Consider the following 16999-nt stretch of genomic DNA (forward strand, 5'->3'; position numbering starts at 1 on the left):
ACGTGAAACAGCGGCGGCCGCGATCGCGCGCGGGGGTTCCTCCAACCCACCTCCTCATCCTGAGGTGCTGCACAGCAGCCTCGAAGGAGGGCTCCAGCCAGGCGCGCGATTCCTGGAGGGCTCCTTCGAGGCCTCCGCTACGCTCCGGCACCTCAGGATGCGGTTCAGGGTGGGCGGTGCGCTTTTTACCCATCACCGGCTCCGCACCCTCGCATCCCTGCTCCTCGCCGCCCCGCTCCTCGCCGGCTGCGTGGTCGGCCCGGACTACACCCGACCCTCCGTGGAGACGCCGCTGGCCTACAAGCAGGGCGGTGTCCGGGAGGACAGCCCGGCCTACGTCGCGGCGCGGAAGAAGGGCTGGCGCGAGGCCCGGCCGAGCGACGCGGTCGAGCGCGGCGACTGGTGGCGGGTGTTCAAGGACCCGACCCTCGACCGGCTGATCCGCCTCGTCGACGTCGACAACCAGTCCCTCCGGCAGGCGGTGGCGAATTACCGGCAGGCGCGGGCGCTCGTCGCCTCCGCGCAGGCGGCCCTGTACCCGACGGTGATCGGCGCGCCGAGCATCACCCGGACCGGCAGCGGCACCGCCACGCGCACCAACGTGGCGCTGCTGGGCCAGGCGAGCTGGGAGCTCGACCTGTTCGGCGGCACGCGCCGCACCATCGAGAGCGAGGCGGCCCTGGCGCAGTCCGACGCCGCCACGATCGCGCTGACCCGCCTGAGCATCCAGGCGGAGATCGCGGCCGACTACCTGACGGTGCGCTACGCCGATTCCCTCCAGAAGGTGCTCGACGAGAACGTCGAGAACTTCAAGAGGACCTTGGCGATCACCGAGAACCAGTACGCCGCCGGGGTCGCGGCGCGCTCCGACGTGATCACCGCGCAGACCCAGGTCCAGACCATCCAGGCCCAGGCCATCGCGGTGCGCCTGACCCGGGTGCAGTTCGTCAACGCCATCGCCACCCTGATCGGGCGGCCGCCCTCCGAGGTGTCGATCCCGGTATCCGGCATCGGGCGCAGCCCGCCGGGCGTGCCGGTGGGCATCCCCGGCGACCTGCTGGAGCGGCGGCCCGACGTGGCCCAGGCCGAGCGCCTCGTCCAGGCGCAGAGCGAGCGCATCGGCGTGGCGGTGGCGGCCTTCTTCCCGACCGTGACGATCTCGGCCCAGGGCGGCATCTCGGGGGCGACCCGCAACGGCCTGCTCTCGGCGGCCAACCAGGTCTGGTCGGTGGCGGCCTCCGGCAGCGAGGTGCTGTTCGACGGCGGCGCCCGCACCGCGGCGCTGCGCTCGGCCGAGGCCGGCTACGACGCGGCGGTGGCCAATTACCGGCAGGTGGTGCTGGCCGCCTTCGCGGAGGTCGAGAACCAGATGGCGGCTTTGCGCATCCTCGGCCAGCAGCAGGGGGCGCAGGACACCGCCGTGGACCTGTCGCGCAAGGCCGTGGAGATCACCCTCAACGAGTACCGGGCCGGCACCCAGAACTTCACCACGGTGGTGACCGCGCAGAACCTGCTCGTGAACAACGAGGTCAACGCCCTTCAGGTGCGACTGAACCGCTTCACCGCGGCGGTCACGCTGATCCGGGCGCTCGGCGGCGGCTGGGACGTGCGCGCCCTGCCGAGCGATTCCGAGCTGAAGGGCCCGAGCCTTCCGATCGACCGGGGCGGCCAGGCGGTCCGCCCCGACGAGTAGCGGCCGCCGGGCCGAGCGCCCGCGCGGGACCTTCAGGCCGCCGCCGCGTGCCCCCCGCAGGGCTGGACCTCGACGGTGACGTGGCTCAGGCCCTTCACCCCGGCGAGGCGCGCCTTGTAGTGGGCGGGCGGTTGCGGATCGTCGCTGACGAGGGCGATCACGGCGGCCCGGTGGCCCGGCCCGATCTGCCAGAGATGCAGGTCGCTGACCCGGTCGCCGCCGATCTCCAGGCGCTCCCGGATCTCCCGGGTGGCCGCCGGCGAGGGCCGTGCGTCGAGGAGCACGAGGGCGGCCGTCCGCAGCAGGCTCCACGACCACGCCAGGATCACGGCGGTGCCGACGAGGCCCATGGCCGGGTCGAGCCAGGCGAGGCCGAGATAGCGCCCACCGAGCAGCGCCACGATGGCCAGGACCGACGTCAGCGTGTCGGCCAGGACGTGGACGTAGGCGGCCCGGAAGTTCGTGTCGTGGCCGCCGTGGCCGCCATGCGCGTGGCCCGCGTGCGCGTGACCTCCGTGCGCGTGGCCTCCGTGATGGTGAGCGTGGTCGTCGTGGCCGTGATCGTCGTGGTCGTCGTGCAGCAGCCAGACGCTCGCGAGGTTCACGGCGAGCCCCAGCACGGCGATCGGGATCGCCTGACCGAAGCCGATCGCCACCGGATGCAGCAGCCGGTCGAGGCTCTCGGCGCCGATCAGCAGGGCGATCAGGCCGAGCAGCAGCGCGCTGGCGAAGGCCGCGAGGTCGCCGAACTTGCCGGTGCCGAAGCTGAAGCGGGGATCGTCCGCGTGGCGGCGGGCGAAGTGGTAGGCGAGCGCCGCGATGCCCAGGGCCGCCGCGTGGGTCGACATGTGCCAGCCGTCGGCGACCAGCGCCATCGAGCCGAGCCACGTGCCGCCGGCGATCTCAGCCACCATCGTGACGGCCGTGAGCGCGACCACCGCCCAGGTCCGGCGGGCGTGGCGATCGTGCCGGTCGCCCAGGAAGACGTGGCTGTGGGCCCAGGGCTCGAGGGAATGGGTATGCATGCGGGGTTCCTTGATCCTAACCTCGGCGCAGCATAGCCCAGCGGGTACCGGAACGGGCCTCGCCGCGGCGGGTTGTCAGGCCGGTTTGGTGCAGTGCAGCCACACGGGAGTCAGGGATGGCCGAGCCGACGACAGCCCTCAAGGACACGGCAGCCTGCGGCACGCAGCCGGCGCCGCCCTGCACGCTGGTGATCTTCGGGGCCGGCGGCGACCTCACCAAGCGCCTGCTGATGCCCTCGCTCTACAACCTCGCCGGCGCCGGCCTGCTGTCCGAGGGCTTCTCGATCCTGGGTGTCGACCACAGCGACGGCACCGACGAGTCCCTGCGCGAGAACCTCACGCAGACCCTGGAGGCGTTCAGCAAGGACCCGACCTCGGAGTTCCACGCCGACCATATCGACCCGAAGAGCTGGGGCTTCATCCGGGACCGGCTCCACTACCTCAAGGGCGATTTCGAGAAGCCCGAGACCTTCGCGGCCGTGAAGCAGCGGGTCACCGGCAGCGCGGTGTTCTACTGCGCGGTGGCGGCGCGCTTCTTCGGGACGATCGTGGACGGGCTCGGCCAGGCCGGCCTGCTCAAGCAGGAGGGCGACACCTTCCGCCGCGTGGTCATCGAGAAGCCGTTCGGCTCCGATCTCGCCTCGGCCCGGGAGCTGAACACCCGCATCCTCCGCCAGGGCGACGAGAGCCAGTTCTACCGGATCGACCACTTCCTGGGTAAGGAGACCGTGCAGTCGATCATGGCGTTCCGCTTCGCCAACGGCCTGCTGGAGCCGGTCTGGCGGCGGGAATACATCGACAGCATCCAGATCACGGCGGCCGAGACCGTGGGCGTCGAGGAGCGGGGCGGCTTCTACGAGCCGACCGGGGCGCTGCGCGACATGGTGCCGAACCACATGTTCCAGCTGCTCTGCATGGTCGCCATGGAGCCGCCGAACTCCTTCGACGCGGAGGCCGTGCGCACCGAGAAGGCCAAGCTCGCCGAGGCCGTGAAGCCGATCCCGCCCGAGGACGCGGTGCGCGGCCAGTACACGGCCGGCACATCGGAGGGGCGCGACGTGCCCGCCTACCGGGACGAGCCGCACGTGGCGAAGGACTCGGTCACCGAGACCTACATCGCCCTGAAGCTCAACATCGAGAACTGGCGCTGGGCCGGGGTGCCGTTCTACGTCCGCACCGGCAAGCGCATGACCGGGCGGCGCACCGAGATCGCCGTGCTGTTCAAGCCGGCGCCGTTCAAGATGTTCGAGGACACGCCCACGGCCGACCTCGCGCCCACCGTGATGCGGATCCAGATCGATCCCGATCACGGCGTCAGCACCGAGTTCAACGTCAAGGTGCCGGGGCCGCAGATGAAGATCGGCCGGGTGCGCTCCGGCTTCCGCTACAAGGACTTCTTCGCCGACCGGCCGAATGTCGGCTACGAGACGCTGCTCTACGATTGCATGACCGGCGACGCGACGCTGTTCCAGCGCGCCGACAACATCGAGGCCGGCTGGGCCGCGGTCGATCCCCTGCTCAAGGGCTGGCCGCAGGCGGAGGTGAACTTCTACCCCGCGGGCAGCGCCGGCCCGACGGAGGCCGACGCACTGCTCGCCCGCGACGGCCGCCACTGGCTGGGTCTGGACGGCGAGACCGACTGAGCGGCCCGACGATTCGTTCGAACGCGAGGGTCGGCGGTTTCGCGCCTCCCCTTCCCGAAGCGGTGCGGCCGCCTGCCGCCCCCTGCGCCCCAGCCGTCAGTGCGCGTGCAGCGAAGCGATCCAGGGCAGCGCCACGGCGACGAGCGTCGCGCCACCTTGGGCCACGGCGCTGCGCTCGCGGTGACGGGGTTCGGCCCTGTCAAACCGGTCGTGGCGGATGGATCGACCCGGTTGTCCAGCGGGTCGCCGGCTCATCCGCGTCTCAGCCCGCCCGGCCGTAATCGCGGGCGTCCCGCGCCTGGCGGTGAAAGGTGAGCCGGCGATCGAATTCCCGCGGGTCCTTCGGCTTCACCAGGGCGCCCGGGGGCACGTTCAGCCAGTCGACCAGCCGGGTGAGCATGAAGCGGAGCGCGGCGCCCCGGCACAGGATCGGCAGGGCCGCGACCTCGGCGGCCTCCAGGGGCCGCACGGCCTCGTAGCCGGCGATCAGCGCGGCGGCCATGTCGCGGTGGAAGGTGCCGTCGGGGTCGAAGCACCACGCGTTCAGGCAGACCGCGAGGTCGTACGCGAAGGCGTCCGTGCAGGCGAAGTAGAAGTCGATCAGGCCCGACAGCGCGTCGCCGATGAAGAAGACGTTGTCGGTGAACAGGTCCGCGTGGATCACGCCGCCCGGCAGGTCCCGGGGCCAGTGCGCCTCCAGGACGGCGAGGTCCGACCGGGTGCGCGCCGCGAGGCCGGGCTCGACCGAATCGGCCTGGGCCTCGGCCTGCGCGAAGAGCGGGCGCCACGCGGACACCGAGAGATTGTTGTCCCGCACCATCGGGAAGTCCCGGCCGGCGGCGTGCAGCTCCGCGAGGGCCCGGCCGAGTTCCCGGCAATGCTCGACGCCCGGCGCCTTGACCGAGACCCCCTCCAGGAAGCTCACGATGGCGGCGGGCCGGCCGCAGAGCTGGCCGAGGGCCTGGCCAGCCCGGTCGCGCACAGGCTGCGGGCAGGCGAGGCCGCGGGCCGAGAGGTGCTCCATCAGCCCGATGAAGAACGGCAGGTCCTGTTCCCGGACGCGCTTCTCGTAGAGCGTCAGGATGTAGGCGCCCTCGGTCGTGTGCAGGAAGAAGTTCGAGTTCTCGACGCCCTCCGCGATGCCCTTGAAGGAGAGCAGGCTGCCGATCGCGTAGGCGGACAGGAACTCGGCGAGCGCCGCGTCGGATACCTCGGTGTAGACGGCCACGTGTCTGCGCTCTGATGTCGGAAGTTCGATACGGCAAGGGGCGCCGAAGCGCCCCCGCATAAAGCCTGCCGCGCGCCCCGAGCCCGGGGCGTCGGCGCTGTCGGACCGGACCGCCTACTCGGCGGCCTCGCTGCGCAACTCCCGCGGCAGCGGGAAGACCATGTCCTCGATCACGGTCGAGACCGTGTCGACCATCACGTCGTAGCGGGCCGCGAAGGCGTCGATGATCTCCTCGACCAGGACCTCGGGGGCCGAGGCGCCGGCCGTGAGGCCGAGCTTGCGGATGCCCTCGAAGGCCGGCCAGTCGATCTCCTCGGCGCGGAGCACGAGGCGGGTGATCGGGCAGCCGACGCGCTCGGCGACCTCGCGCAGGCGCTGCGAGTTCGACGAGTTCGACGAGCCGACCACGATCAGGGCGTCGACCAGCGGCGCCACCTGCTTCACCGCCTCCTGGCGGTTGGTGGTGGCGTAGCAGATGTCGTCCTTGTGCGGCCCGGTGATGTTCGGGAACTTCTTCTTCAGGGCGTCGACGATGTGCCGGGTGTCGTCGACCGACAGGGTCGTCTGGGTGACCCAGGCGAGGTTGTCGGGATTGTCCGGGGTCAGGGCGGCGATCTGCTCGAGATCCTCCACGAGGGTGATCGAGCCCTTGGGCAGCTGGCCCATCGTGCCCACCACCTCGGGATGGCCGGAATGGCCGACCAGCAGGACGTGGCGGCCGCGCTTGTGGTGGATCTCGGCCTCGCGGTGGACCTTGGTCACCAGCGGGCAGGTGGCGTCGATCGTCGTCAGCCCGCGCGAATCAGCGTTGGCCGGGACGGTCTTGGCCACGCCGTGGGCGGAGAAGATCACCGGGGCGCCGCCGTCCGGCACCTCGTCGAGCTCGCGGACGAAAACGGCGCCCTTCCGCTTCAGGCTCTCCACGACGTACTTGTTGTGCACGATCTCGTGGCGGACGTAGACGGGCGGCCCGTAGATGGCGAGCGCCCGCTCCACGACGTCGATGGCCCGCACCACGCCGGCGCAGAAGCCGCGCGGGGCGCAGAGCAGGATCTCCAGCGGCGGCTTGCCGGCGGTGCCCGGGACGGGCTCGGGGGTCGCGATATCGGCGGTCATGCGGGGGATGTGGCGAGGGCGGGGCTGTCCTGTCAACAGGACTAGCCCAGGAACCGGGCGGGAAGAGGGAAGCGGAACCGCTCCGTGGCCCCTCTGTAGCACGATTGCCGCGGGAATGGGACCCGCGCCGGCTCCCTCAGAGCCGCCGGATCCCCGTCACGGCGCCGAAGCTGTGCGCCGCGATGCGGGCGACCGCCCCGGCGAGCGGCTCCGCGGCGACCGCCATGTGGTGGCCGTTGGCGTGGATCAGCGTCTCGGGATCGACCATCAGCCCGACATGGCCGCGCCAGAAGACGAAGTCGCCCCGGCGCAGGCCCGCGACCTCCGGGCGCGCGGGGTCGAACGTCAGCGCCTGCCCGAGGGCCCGCTCCTGCATGTCGGCGTCGCGCGGGCAGGGCAGCCCCGCCGCGTCGAGGCAGAGCTGCACGAGGCCGGAGCAGTCGAGCCCGAGGCTGGTGCGGCCGCCCCAGAGATAGGGGGTCCCGGCGAGCCGCGCGGCCGTCGCGGCGTAGTCCGGCTCGCGCGCGTCGACGGGCGCGCAGTGGCGGGCGAACACGTAGCCGCCCGGCGTCTCCAGGTAGGCGCCCGCCTCCCCCGTCGCGGCGAGGCGTGCGCCGAGGCTGAGATGGCCGAGGACCGGCCGCTTCAGGTCCGGCTCGGGATACAGGAAGGTGCGCAGGGCCGTGACGCGGTGCGTCGGCTCCGGATCGGCCGGACCGAGGCTGTCGGCCGGCAGGTAGCCGACGTAGCCGTCGCGGGCGAGCTGCACGAAGGCGAAGCCGTCCGCCGTGTCGTAGAGATCGACCGCGTCGCCGAGCAGCGCCTCGGTGTCGAGCACCGCGTCGGCGGCGGGCGCGCGGCGCAGCGGCGCCGACGGCGATGTCACCCGCCGCGGCGTGCCGGCAACGTAGCGCGCCGCCGCGACGCGGTCCCGCAAGCGGAGATCGGCGACGTGCGGCCGGGCCGGGGTCAGCCGGGGATCGAGGCTCTCGGTCATCCGCGGACCCTACCATGCTGAGTTGAAGCGCGGGTAAGCGCGGGCCCGCCGGACTGCGCCGCTATGACGCACGGAGGCGCGTCTCCGGACCGGAGCAGCCGGCACTGGCCCGCGGGGTCGCCCGAAAGTTCGGCAGATCGGGCACCGGGTGCCCGAAGCGGTCCGGGGCTGCCCAAGCGCGCGGCAGCCGGCATCACATCCGGGTCACCTGCGCATCATCCGCGCGTCCCCTCTGCGTCACCCGCCGGCGAGACATGTGCGCGAGGCGCCCATCACACGTTTTTGATGCACTGCACAACCTGCCCGGAAGGCGCTATGTCTGGTGCATGAAGACCGCGAGTCGCCCCGTGAAGAAGACGCAGAAGAGCTTCGCCGACCTGCCACCGATCCGCGTCCGCCGCGAGCCGCCCACCGTGAGCGAGGCGGTCGCCGCCGCGCAGGACCTCGCGGACGACGTGGAGCAGCAGGTCGAGATCGCCGCCGGCCTGATGGGCCTGCCGGCCGACGAGGTCCGCCCCCACGTCCTGGCGGCCAAGAAGGCCAAGCCGGAGCGCATGCCCGAGCGGATCCTGACCCAGGCGAGCCCGAGCCGGGCCCCGCGCACCGTGGTGGTGGAGCGCCGCACGCGCCCGACCGTGGTGATCGAGCGCCGCAGCCGGCCCCTCGACCCCCGTCGCTGACGCCCCGGCTCACCGCCGGAGGGCGGCCCTCGGGATCGCCGCCCCGCCCGCGCGCCGCGCTCAGTCGGCGGTCTGCACCGACCACGTGGCGTGGCGGATGCCGGGCATGCGGGCCAGCTCGTTGGTCACGGCGTCGAGTTCCTCCGCCTTGACGGCGCTGGCCGTGAGCGTCGCCACCACGTCGACCGCGCTCTCGCCGCGCTCCTCGATCTCGACGCTGCCGACCGGGTAGTTCGCCGCCTCAAGGCGCTCCACCAGCAGGTCCTGCGCCGGCCCGGCCTCGCCGGGCGCCGTGGTGACCTGGACCTCGTAGGTCGCCTCGGTAGCGGATTCGCGGATCGGCGCGCGGTTGATGGCGTTCACCAGCGGCCGGAGCGCGGTGTTGCAGGCGAGCACCGTCACCATCACGAACACCGCCTCCAGGGGCAGGTCGGCGCCGCAGAAGGCCCCGACCGCGGCCGAGCACCACAGGGTCGCGGCCGTGTTGAGGCCGCGGACGTTCATCCCCTCCTTCATGATCACGCCGGCGCCGAGGAAGCCGATGCCGGAGATCACGTAGGCCACGGTCCGGACGCCCCCGTCCGGACCGGTCAGGCGCATGCCGAGATCCACGAAGGCGCTCGCCCCGACCGCGACCAGCACCGCCGTGCGCAGGCCCGCGGTGCGCTGCCGGTACTGCCGCTCGGCCCCGATGATCGTGCCCAGCACGAAGGCCACGAGCAGGCCGATCGCGGATTTCAGTTCTTCGGGGAGGGCGGCGTAGCTGGTCATCCGGCGTCTCATGGGAGCGGAGAGGTGACGGAACCGTGACACCATGGCCCGGGCGGGATCGGAAAGCGTGTCCGAAGCGGGATTGACGGCCGCACCGGGCAGCGGGCACACCGGCAAGAGCCTGAGGATCCCTTAAGAATCCGGGACCCGGCCGAGGAGACGTGCAGGATGCAGCACACGGCCCAGGACAAGGCCCGGAACATGGCCCGGGACATGGCCCGACGGGCGGATCCGCTCCGCACCGGATCGTTCTCCGCATGAGCGGCGCCACGAGCGGCGCCCTCGCCGAACGCAGGCCCGACACCGCACCCGACAAAGGGTCCAGCAGCACGCCCGACGCCGCCCTGCACGGCCGCGTCATGGCGCTGCGTGAGGGGCTGGAGCGCGGCCTGATCGGCAGCGCCGGCCTCGTGGAGCGCCTGTTGATCGGGCTCCTCACCGGAGGGCACCTGCTGATCGAGGGCGCGCCGGGGCTCGCCAAGACCCGCGCGGTCAAGCGCCTCGCCGACGGCCTCGACGGTTCCTTCGCGCGCATCCAGTGCACCCCGGACCTGATGCCGGCCGACCTCACCGGCACCACCGTCTGGCGTCAGGACAGCGGCACCTTCGAGTTCCTGCCCGGGCCGCTGTTCCACGCCCTCGTGCTGGTGGACGAGGTCAACCGCGCCCCCCCGAAGGTGCAGTCGGCGCTGCTCGAATCGATGGCCGAGGGGCAGGTGACGGTCTCGGGGACGACGCATCGCCTGTCCGACCCGTTCATGGTCGTGGCGACCCAGAACCCGATCGAGCATGCCGGCACCTTCCCGCTGCCGGAGGCGCAGCTCGACCGCTTCCTCCTCCACGTCGTGGTCGACATGCCCGACGAGACCACCGAGCGGGCGATCCTCGACCTCGTGGAGGGCGAGATCACCCACCACGTCGACGCGATGACCGTGCGGCTGTCGCTGGCGGACGTGCGCGCCGCCCGAGAGGCGGCGCTCGCCACCTACGTGTCGCCGGCCCTCAAGGACTACCTCGTCCGGCTGGTGGCGGCGACCCGCACCGACGCGGCCGCCCCGGACCTGCGCGCCATGATCGAGCACCCGGCCTCCCCGCGCGGCACCCTGGCGCTGATGATGGCCGGCAAGGCCCGGGCTTGGCTGCGGGGGCGCGACCACGTCACGCCCGAGGACGTCGCGGAGCTGGCCCGCGACGCCCTCTCCCACCGGATCGGCCTGACCTGGCGGGCGGCCGCCGAGGGCCGGACGGCGCGCGGCCTCGTCGGCGAGCTGGTGCAGCGGGTGCGGGCGCTCTGACGGTGTTCGGGTTCGGGCAGGCGCGGCGCAGATCCCCTCCCCCGGCCGCGGGGGCGGTCGGCCCGACGGCCGGGCCTCCCTTCCTCGCCCAGGGGGCGGGGCCAGATCGGGCCGGGCACGGAATCCACCTCTCGGGCGAGGCCCTGATGGGCCTGCGCCACCTCGCCCGGCGGGGCTCCGCGCCCGCCACCCGGACGCTCGCGGGCCTGCCGGGCGGCATCGTCACCCGGCGCCGCGGGCGCGGCTCGGAGCCGGAGGACGTCCGCCTCTGGTCCGAGGGCGACGACCGCCGCTTCATCGACCGCAACGCCACGGCCCGCACCGGGCAGCTGCACGTCCGCACCCACCACGACGAGCGCGACCGCGCCGTGGTGCTGCTCGCCGATTTCCGGCCCGAGATGCTGTTCGGCACCCGCCGGGCCCTGCGCTCGGTGGCGGGCGCCGAGGCCCTGGCGCTGCTCGGCTGGCGGGTCGCCGCCGACGGCGGCCGGGTCGGCCTCGCGGTCGCCGCGGCCGGGGCGCCGACCGTGCTGCGGCCGGCGGGCGGCGAGCGCGCCATGATCGCGGTCACCGGCGCCCTCGCCCAGGCCCATGCCGACGCGCTGGCGGCCGGGTCCGGCGCGCCGACCCGCGCGGAGCCGCCGCTGGAGGCGACGCTCGCCCTCGCCCGCAGCCTGCTGCCGGCCGGCGGCCACCTCGTCATCGCCAGCGCCCTGGACGATCCCGGGCCGGGCTTCGACGAGCTCCTGACCCTGCTCGCCGAGCGGATCGCCATCCGGCTGATCCTGGTGAGCGACGCCTTCGAGCGCGCCCGGCCGCCGGGCTACTACCCCTTCGCCCTCGCGGACGGCCGCCGCGGGACCGCGCTGCCGACCGCGGGAGGACAGGCGGACGCGTCCGCCGAGGCCCGGCTCGCCGACTACGCCCGCCGCGGCATCGCGGGCGTGCGCCTCGACGTCGAGACCGGCCCGGAGGCCTACGCGCCGCTCATGGAGCGCCTCGATGCCGTGCTGTGAGGCCGGACCCGGCGGCGCGATCCCCGGCGACCTGATCCGCGGCGCGACCCGATGAATCCCGTCGCGCCCGCCGAGATCCCCCTGTCCCTCGACCAGCTCCGGGGCCTGCACCTGCCCGGAGGCGCCGCCGGCGCCGTGCAGGGCGAGGTCGTGGCGGCGGCCGCCCTGGGCTTCCTCGCAGCCTTGCTGGTGGGGCTCGTGCGCTACGGGCGCGGCCGGGCGCGGGCCACCCTGCGCCGGGCGGCGCTCGCCGAGCTCGCCCGGAGCCGGGGCCTCGACCCGGAGGCGCGCCTCGTCGCCCAGGCCCGGCTGCTGCGCAGACTCGACCGGTCTCTCGACCGGTCCGGCGAGGCCGAGGCAGGGACCGGGACCCGGGCGACGGGCCCGGACTGGGCGGCCCGGCTGGACGGGCTGTTCCGGACCGACTTCTTCACCCGGGGCGCCGGCCGGGTGCTCGCCGACGGGCTGTACCGGCGACAGGATCCCGACCTCGAGGCCCTGGACGCCGAGCTCGCCCGCCTGATCGGGCGGCTGCGGGCATGAGCGGATTCCTGCCCGCGTGGCTCAGCGCGCTCCTGTCGGCCTTCGACCTCGCCGCGCCCTGGGCGCTGCTGGCGCTGCCCCTGCCGCTGCTGGCCGCGCGCCTGATCCCGGCGGAGCCGGAGGGCGGCAGCGGCGCCCTGCGCGTGCCCGCGACCCTGGTGGCCGGCGCGCGCGCCGGCGCCGACCGCGCGGCCCGCGGGCGCCGGCGGGCCCTGCTCACCTGGACGCTGTGGATCGCCCTGGTGGCGGCGCTGTCGGGCCCGCGCCTCGTCATGCCGGCGGCCGCCCTCCCGGCCTCGGGCCGCGAGATCATGATCGCCATGGACCTGTCGGGCTCGATGGAGCGGCGCGACTTCGCCCTCGACGGCGAGACCGTGAACCGGCTCACCGCGGTCAAGCGTGTCGGCACCGATTTCATCCGGCGCCGGGCCGGAGACCGGATCGGCCTCGTGATCTTCGCCGACCAGGCCTACGTGGCGGCGGCGCCGAGCTTCGACACCGCGGCGGTCGCCCGGGCGCTGGACGAGGCCACGATCGGCATCAGCGGCCGCTCCACCGGGATCGGCGACGGCCTCGGGCTCGCCCTGCGCCGGCTGGACCCGCGGGACGCCGGGGGCGACGCCGCCGGGGCCAGGCCGGGCGAGAAGGCCGCGAAGGCCGTGATCCTGCTGTCGGACGGCGCCAACAATGCCGGCCAGACCGCCCCCAAGGACGTGGCGGAGCTCGCCAAGGAACTCGGCATCAAGGTCTACACGATCGCCCTGGGGCCCCGCGACATGGCCGACGCCGACGGCGAGCAGGACGTGGTCGACACCGAGACCCTGCGCGACATGGCGCGGGCGAGCGGCGGCGAGGCGTTCCGGGTGCGCACCACCGAGGATCTGGTCCGGGTCGCCGACGCCATCGACCGGCTGGAGGGCGGCCGCGCCCTCGCCCCGCCCCTGCCGCTCCGCCGGGACCTCTGGCCCTGGCCGGCCGCCCTGGCTTTCCTCAGCGCCGCGCTCCTGCTGGCCAGCCGGAGGGGCGCGTGATGGTTCGATACCCCGCGCCCCCGACCCTCCCCCGCGTCCCGCGGTGCCGGGGCGCGGCGCCGGCCTCGGGGGCGGGAATGCGGGTCGGAGGGTCCGCCCGATGAGCGCCCTCGACGCCGTCGCCCTCCTGCGCCCCTGGTGGTTCCTGGCGATCCCGGTCGTGGTCCTGCTGGCCCTTCGCGCCGCGTGGCGCTCGGCGCCGCTGGGCGATTGGGCCCGGGCCGTCGACCCGGCGCTGATGGCCCATCTCGCCCGGGCCGGCGCGGTCCTCGGCGGCCGGCGGCAGGCGAACCTCGCCGCCGCGCTGGCGGCCGGGCTGATCGCCCTGGCGCTGACCGGCCCCGCGGTGGAGCGGGCGGACGGGCGGACCTTCCGCAACCTCGACGAGACCGTGCTCGTCGTCGACCTGTCGCGCTCGGTCACCGAGGGCGGCAACCTCCAGGGCGTCCGGCAGGCCGCCGCCGCCGTGGCGGAGGCCGCCGGCACCCAGGCGGTCGCCCTCGTGGTCTACGCGGGCGACGCCTACCTCGCCGCCTCCCCGACCACGGACCGCGACAGCCTCGGCACCACCCTGTTCGCCCTCGACGCCGACACGGTGCCGGACCGCGGCTCGCACCCCGAGCGCGGGCTGGCGCTGGCCCGCCGCACCCTCGCGGAGGCCAACGTGGTGGCGGCCGACGTGGTGCTGATCAGCGACGGCGACGGCATCGGCGAGGCCGCCACCCGCGAGGCCCGCGCCATCGCCGAGCACGGCTGGCGGCTCCAGGCCCTCTACGTCCCGGCCGACAAGCCGCTGCCGCCCGGCGCGCCGAAGCCCGACCGGACCGCCCTCGACGCCCTCGCCCGGGCCGGCGGCGGCACGGCCGCCGACATCGCGACCCCGGGCCCGGTGCTCGACGCGGTCGGGGTCGGCCTCGCCCAGCACCTCGCGGCGGGCGGCTACGGCGTCCTGGCCTACGCGGATCTCGGGCGCTGGCTGCTGCTGCTGGCGGCGCTGCCGGCGCTGCTGCTGTTCCGCAGGAGCGCGTGATGCGGCTGACCCTTCCCGAGACCGGCCTCGCCGCCCCGCTCCGGGCCGGCCTGCCGCCGCGCTGGCGGCGGCTCGCCCGGATCGCCGGCCTCGCCCTCGCCGGGATCGGCCTCCTGGCGCTGCTCGCGGTCTCGCAGCCCCGCACCGGCTTCGGGCGGCTGCTGATGGGTCTCGGCCTGCCGGGCCTCGCCGCGGACGTGTTCGTCGATCCGGCCTGGCGCGCCGCCGCGCTCTACGAGGCCGGCCGCTACGAGGAGGCGGTCGCGCTGTTCCGTGCCGGCGGGCGGCGGGCGAGCTACAATCTCGGCAACGCTCTGGCCAGGGCCGGCGACCTTGACGGGGCGCTCGCGGCCTACGACGAGGCCCTGCGCTTCAACCCCCGCGACGCCGACGCCCAGGCCAACCGCTCGCTGATCGCCCGGATGCGGGCCGAGGTGATCGACCGCGGGCCCGGCGGCGGCATCGCCAACGGCACCGCCCAGTACGGCGCCCGCTACAACAACACCGCCAACCAGGACCAGAACAACGACATCAATGCCGCCTCCAGCGGCGAGGGTCTCGCCGGCAACAAGGAATCGAACGCCAGCGCGTCGCTGCCCGGCAACAGCAAGGTCGCCCGCCGCGGCAAGGCCGAGCAGCAGTCGATCGACGCCGGCAAGGGCCAGGCCCGGGGCTCGGCCGGCGACGCCGCCGGCCGCGGCCGGACCGGCGGCGGCTCAGCCATGGTGGCCGAGGCGCCCGAGCGCGAGGTCCGCCGGGTGACCAAGAGCTTCGAGGCCCACGAGATCCGCCCGGACCGGCTCTGGCTCCAGACCCTGCCGGACGATCCCGGCCGCTATCTCAAGCTGCGCCTGCGCGCCGAGCAGACCCGCCGGGTCGAGGCCGGCACCGCGATCCCCGCCGGGAGCAACCCGTGGTAAGTGTTTTCGGCGTTTCCGAGCGGCGCGCCCTGACCCGCGCCCTGACCTGTGCCCTCATCCTCCTCGCGCCCTTCCTCGCCCCCCTGCCCGCCCGGGCCGAGATCGAGCCGGGCGACCTCACGCTGACGGTGACCGCGGAGCTCAACGGCAACAGCGCCCCCTTCCCCCGCGAGATGGTGCTGCTGAAGATCCACGGGGTCTACAAGCAGCCGATCCTGCTCGAGGAGGTGGTGCAGCCCTCTCTCGCGAACTTCTCGTGGACGCAGCTCGGCCGCGACCACTGGAGCCGGACCAAGCTCCCCGACGGCCAGAGCGCCATCGCGTTCGACCGCACCGTGGCGGTCTTCCCGCACCATGCCGGCCAGTTCACCATCGAGCCGTTCGTCCACAAGCTCACCGTCAACGATGTCGGCGAGCGGCGGGTCGTCGAGGTCCGCTCGAAGCCGATCCCCTTCCCGGTCGCACCCTGGACCGAGCCCACCGGCGGCCCCGACGCCAAGGAGCCCTGGTGGCTGCCCGCCAAGGACGTGGCGATCACCGATTCCTGGAGCCCGGACCCGGAGACCATCAAGGTCGGCGAGACCACCCGCCGGATCGTCACCCTGGAGGCCCAGGGCATGGTCGCCGAAGGCCTGCCGCCCCGGCCGGTCATGCGCACCCGCGGCATCATCACCTTCGCGGGCCCCGTCACCCGCGAGACGCTGCTGACGCCCTCGGGACCCGTGGCGCGGGCCACCTACCAGTGGGACGTGAAGCCCGGCGTGCCGGAGATCATCCCCCTCGACGCCATCGCGATCCCGTGGTTCGACACCAACACCCGCACGATGCGCGAGACCGAGATCCCGGCCCGGCAGATCGGCGGCGGCCTGCCCGACCGCGAGACCGAGCGGGCGCCCCCCGCGATCCCCTCGCCCCTCGTCGTCGCCGCCTCGGCGCTCGCCGCCTTCGGGCTGGGCCTCGCGCTGATCGGCTTCGGCCTCGGGCGGCCGCGCCTGCGCCTCTCCGGCGCGGCGCGGCGCTCCTTACGCGCGGCGGCCCGGGCCGGCGACCCGGCCGGGTTCCGCGCGGCCCTCGACGCGGCCCAGCGGGACGCCCCCGACCTCGCCCGGACCTGGCGGGCGCGGCCCGACCTCGCGGCCGCCTTCGCGGCCCTCGACCGGGCGGTCTTCGGCGCGGCGGGCGCGCCCGTCCCGGATCTCCGGGCCCTGGCCCAAGCCCTGTCGCGCGCCGCGCCGGGCGGAGCCGCGCCCGCCGCGGCGGACCGGCTCGCACCGCTCGACGGCCCGATCCGCTGAGCGCGGCGCGGCTCCGCATCTCGTGAAGGCGGGCGCGGGAACGCAAGCCGGGACCGGGATTTGGGCTGCCGGAACCGACCGGCACCGGAGAGCCCCATGCCCGCGACCCCGCACCGATCCGCCCGCGCCGCCACGCGCCGCCCGACCATGGGCGCCCCGACCGTCGCCCTCGCCACCGCCCTCGTGACCCTCCTGGTCCTGCCGGCCGCGCTGCCGTCGGCGGCCCTCGCCCGGTCCTCCGGCACCGAGCGCGCGCTGAAGATGGTCGACACCGACCACGACGGCACGATCGACCTGGCCGAGGCCCAGGCCGCCGCCGGCAAGGTCTTCGACGCCGCCGAGACCGACAAGGACGGCACCGTCGACGCCAGGGAGCTGAAGGGCCGGCTCAGCAAGAAGGACCTGAAGGCCGCCGACACCGATTCCGACGGCACCCTCGACCGCAAGGAATACCTCGCCCTGGTCGCGCAGCGCTTCAAGGCGGCCGATCCCGACAACGACGGCACCCTCGACGCCGAGGAGCTCAAGACTCCGGCGGGGCGCAGCCTCCTTCAGCTCCTGAAGTAAGCGCACCTCCCGGAGCTGCCGCCGTTGCACAGTTCATGAGCAAGTATTATTCCTGTGCAACGGCTCACGTTCTGAGCAGGCATCAATATTTTGCACTATCTTGCGTCATCTGAATTGGCCTCGTAGGTTTCGGTTATCCGAGCGGTAAA

At 74.0% G+C, this 16999-nt stretch carries 16 protein-coding genes; 11 read left to right on the forward strand and 5 right to left on the reverse strand.

Annotated features, from left to right (window positions below):
- Positions 1–157: 157 nt before the first annotated feature.
- On the forward strand, positions 158–1693 hold the full coding sequence (locus ACX9MN_RS25880; protein ID WP_489725826.1) for an efflux transporter outer membrane subunit: 1536 nt from the start codon (positions 158–160) through the stop codon (positions 1691–1693).
- 32 nt (positions 1694–1725) lie between these two features.
- On the opposite strand, the gene dmeF is transcribed toward ACX9MN_RS25880, so the two are convergent.
- Entirely contained in the window at positions 1726–2718 is a 993-nt protein-coding gene (gene dmeF, locus ACX9MN_RS25885; RefSeq protein ID WP_489725827.1) for a CDF family Co(II)/Ni(II) efflux transporter DmeF, read from the reverse strand.
- Positions 2719–2834: 116 nt separating this feature from the next.
- Between dmeF and zwf the strand changes: the two genes are divergently transcribed.
- On the forward strand, positions 2835–4361 hold the full coding sequence (gene zwf / locus ACX9MN_RS25890; RefSeq protein WP_489725828.1) for a glucose-6-phosphate dehydrogenase: 1527 nt from the start codon (positions 2835–2837) through the stop codon (positions 4359–4361).
- A gap of 262 nt (positions 4362–4623) precedes the next feature.
- Here the strand turns inward: zwf and ACX9MN_RS25895 are convergent, their stop codons facing one another.
- From ACX9MN_RS25895 to ACX9MN_RS25905, 3 genes are all read right to left on the reverse strand, one after another.
- Positions 4624–5589, reverse strand: coding sequence for a homoserine kinase (locus ACX9MN_RS25895; protein ID WP_020094031.1), 966 nt, complete (start codon positions 5587–5589; stop codon positions 4624–4626).
- Positions 5590–5703: 114 nt separating this feature from the next.
- On the reverse strand, positions 5704–6705 hold the full coding sequence (gene ispH / locus ACX9MN_RS25900) for a 4-hydroxy-3-methylbut-2-enyl diphosphate reductase (RefSeq protein WP_091926965.1): 1002 nt from the start codon (positions 6703–6705) through the stop codon (positions 5704–5706).
- Between the two features lie 136 nt (positions 6706–6841).
- Positions 6842–7702 (reverse strand): C40 family peptidase, encoded by an 861-nt coding sequence (locus ACX9MN_RS25905; RefSeq protein ID WP_489725829.1) that lies wholly within the window; start codon positions 7700–7702, stop codon positions 6842–6844.
- 347 nt (positions 7703–8049) lie between these two features.
- On the opposite strand from ACX9MN_RS25905, the gene ACX9MN_RS25910 reads away from it, so the two are divergent.
- Positions 8050–8382, forward strand: coding sequence for a hypothetical protein (locus tag ACX9MN_RS25910; protein WP_244526967.1), 333 nt, complete (start codon positions 8050–8052; stop codon positions 8380–8382).
- A 60-nt stretch (positions 8383–8442) separates the two neighbouring features.
- On the opposite strand, the gene ACX9MN_RS25915 is transcribed toward ACX9MN_RS25910, so the two are convergent.
- Positions 8443–9153 (reverse strand): MgtC/SapB family protein, encoded by a 711-nt coding sequence (locus ACX9MN_RS25915; RefSeq protein ID WP_056533658.1) that lies wholly within the window; start codon positions 9151–9153, stop codon positions 8443–8445.
- 257 nt (positions 9154–9410) lie between these two features.
- Between ACX9MN_RS25915 and ACX9MN_RS25920 the strand changes: the two genes are divergently transcribed.
- The 8 genes from ACX9MN_RS25920 (at position 9411) to lanM (ending at position 16850) form a co-directional block, all read left to right on the forward strand.
- Entirely contained in the window at positions 9411–10448 is a 1038-nt protein-coding gene (locus ACX9MN_RS25920) for an AAA family ATPase (RefSeq protein WP_020094037.1), read from the forward strand.
- 146 nt (positions 10449–10594) lie between these two features.
- Positions 10595–11464, forward strand: a complete 870-nt coding sequence (locus tag ACX9MN_RS25925) for a DUF58 domain-containing protein (protein WP_489725830.1) — start codon at positions 10595–10597, stop codon at positions 11462–11464.
- Between the two features lie 51 nt (positions 11465–11515).
- Positions 11516–12007, forward strand: coding sequence for a DUF4381 family protein (locus ACX9MN_RS25930; protein ID WP_489725831.1), 492 nt, complete (start codon positions 11516–11518; stop codon positions 12005–12007).
- The gene (locus ACX9MN_RS25935; RefSeq protein ID WP_020094040.1) at positions 12004–13038 is read left to right on the forward strand and encodes a VWA domain-containing protein; all 1035 of its coding nucleotides are present in this window, start codon (positions 12004–12006) and stop codon (positions 13036–13038) included. The genes ACX9MN_RS25930 and ACX9MN_RS25935 overlap by 4 nt, the downstream gene beginning before the upstream one ends.
- Before the next feature lie 100 nt (positions 13039–13138).
- Positions 13139–14068 carry a VWA domain-containing protein gene (locus tag ACX9MN_RS25940; RefSeq protein WP_091680954.1) on the forward strand — a complete coding sequence of 310 codons (930 nt, stop codon included), beginning with the start codon at positions 13139–13141 and terminating at the stop codon, positions 14066–14068.
- Positions 14068–14988 (forward strand): tetratricopeptide repeat protein, encoded by a 921-nt coding sequence (locus ACX9MN_RS25945; protein WP_042672380.1) that lies wholly within the window; start codon positions 14068–14070, stop codon positions 14986–14988. The genes ACX9MN_RS25940 and ACX9MN_RS25945 overlap by 1 nt, the downstream gene beginning before the upstream one ends.
- Entirely contained in the window at positions 14982–16283 is a 1302-nt protein-coding gene (locus ACX9MN_RS25950) for a hypothetical protein (protein ID WP_489725832.1), read from the forward strand. The genes ACX9MN_RS25945 and ACX9MN_RS25950 overlap by 7 nt, the downstream gene beginning before the upstream one ends.
- Before the next feature lie 96 nt (positions 16284–16379).
- On the forward strand, positions 16380–16850 hold the full coding sequence (gene lanM, locus ACX9MN_RS25955; protein ID WP_170855175.1) for a lanmodulin LanM: 471 nt from the start codon (positions 16380–16382) through the stop codon (positions 16848–16850).
- Positions 16851–16999: the final 149 nt, after the last annotated feature.

The organism is Methylobacterium sp. 1A, assembly GCF_058072805.1.

Coding starts and splice junctions, on each gene's coding strand:
- ACX9MN_RS25915 (WP_056533658.1), bottom strand. CDS start 9,153: ATGACCAGCTACGCCGCCCTCCCCGAAGAACTGAAATCCGCGATCGGC.
- lanM (WP_170855175.1), top strand. CDS start 16,380: ATGCCCGCGACCCCGCACCGATCCGCCCGCGCCGCCACGCGCCGCCCG.
- ACX9MN_RS25905 (WP_489725829.1), bottom strand. CDS start 7,702: ATGACCGAGAGCCTCGATCCCCGGCTGACCCCGGCCCGGCCGCACGTC.
- ACX9MN_RS25880 (WP_489725826.1), top strand. CDS start 158: ATGCGGTTCAGGGTGGGCGGTGCGCTTTTTACCCATCACCGGCTCCGC.
- ACX9MN_RS25940 (WP_091680954.1), top strand. CDS start 13,139: ATGAGCGCCCTCGACGCCGTCGCCCTCCTGCGCCCCTGGTGGTTCCTG.
- ACX9MN_RS25925 (WP_489725830.1), top strand. CDS start 10,595: ATGGGCCTGCGCCACCTCGCCCGGCGGGGCTCCGCGCCCGCCACCCGG.
- ACX9MN_RS25935 (WP_020094040.1), top strand. CDS start 12,004: ATGAGCGGATTCCTGCCCGCGTGGCTCAGCGCGCTCCTGTCGGCCTTC.
- zwf (WP_489725828.1), top strand. CDS start 2,835: ATGGCCGAGCCGACGACAGCCCTCAAGGACACGGCAGCCTGCGGCACG.
- ACX9MN_RS25920 (WP_020094037.1), top strand. CDS start 9,411: ATGAGCGGCGCCACGAGCGGCGCCCTCGCCGAACGCAGGCCCGACACC.
- dmeF (WP_489725827.1), bottom strand. CDS start 2,718: ATGCATACCCATTCCCTCGAGCCCTGGGCCCACAGCCACGTCTTCCTG.
- ACX9MN_RS25930 (WP_489725831.1), top strand. CDS start 11,516: ATGAATCCCGTCGCGCCCGCCGAGATCCCCCTGTCCCTCGACCAGCTC.
- ACX9MN_RS25945 (WP_042672380.1), top strand. CDS start 14,068: ATGCGGCTGACCCTTCCCGAGACCGGCCTCGCCGCCCCGCTCCGGGCC.
- ispH (WP_091926965.1), bottom strand. CDS start 6,705: ATGACCGCCGATATCGCGACCCCCGAGCCCGTCCCGGGCACCGCCGGC.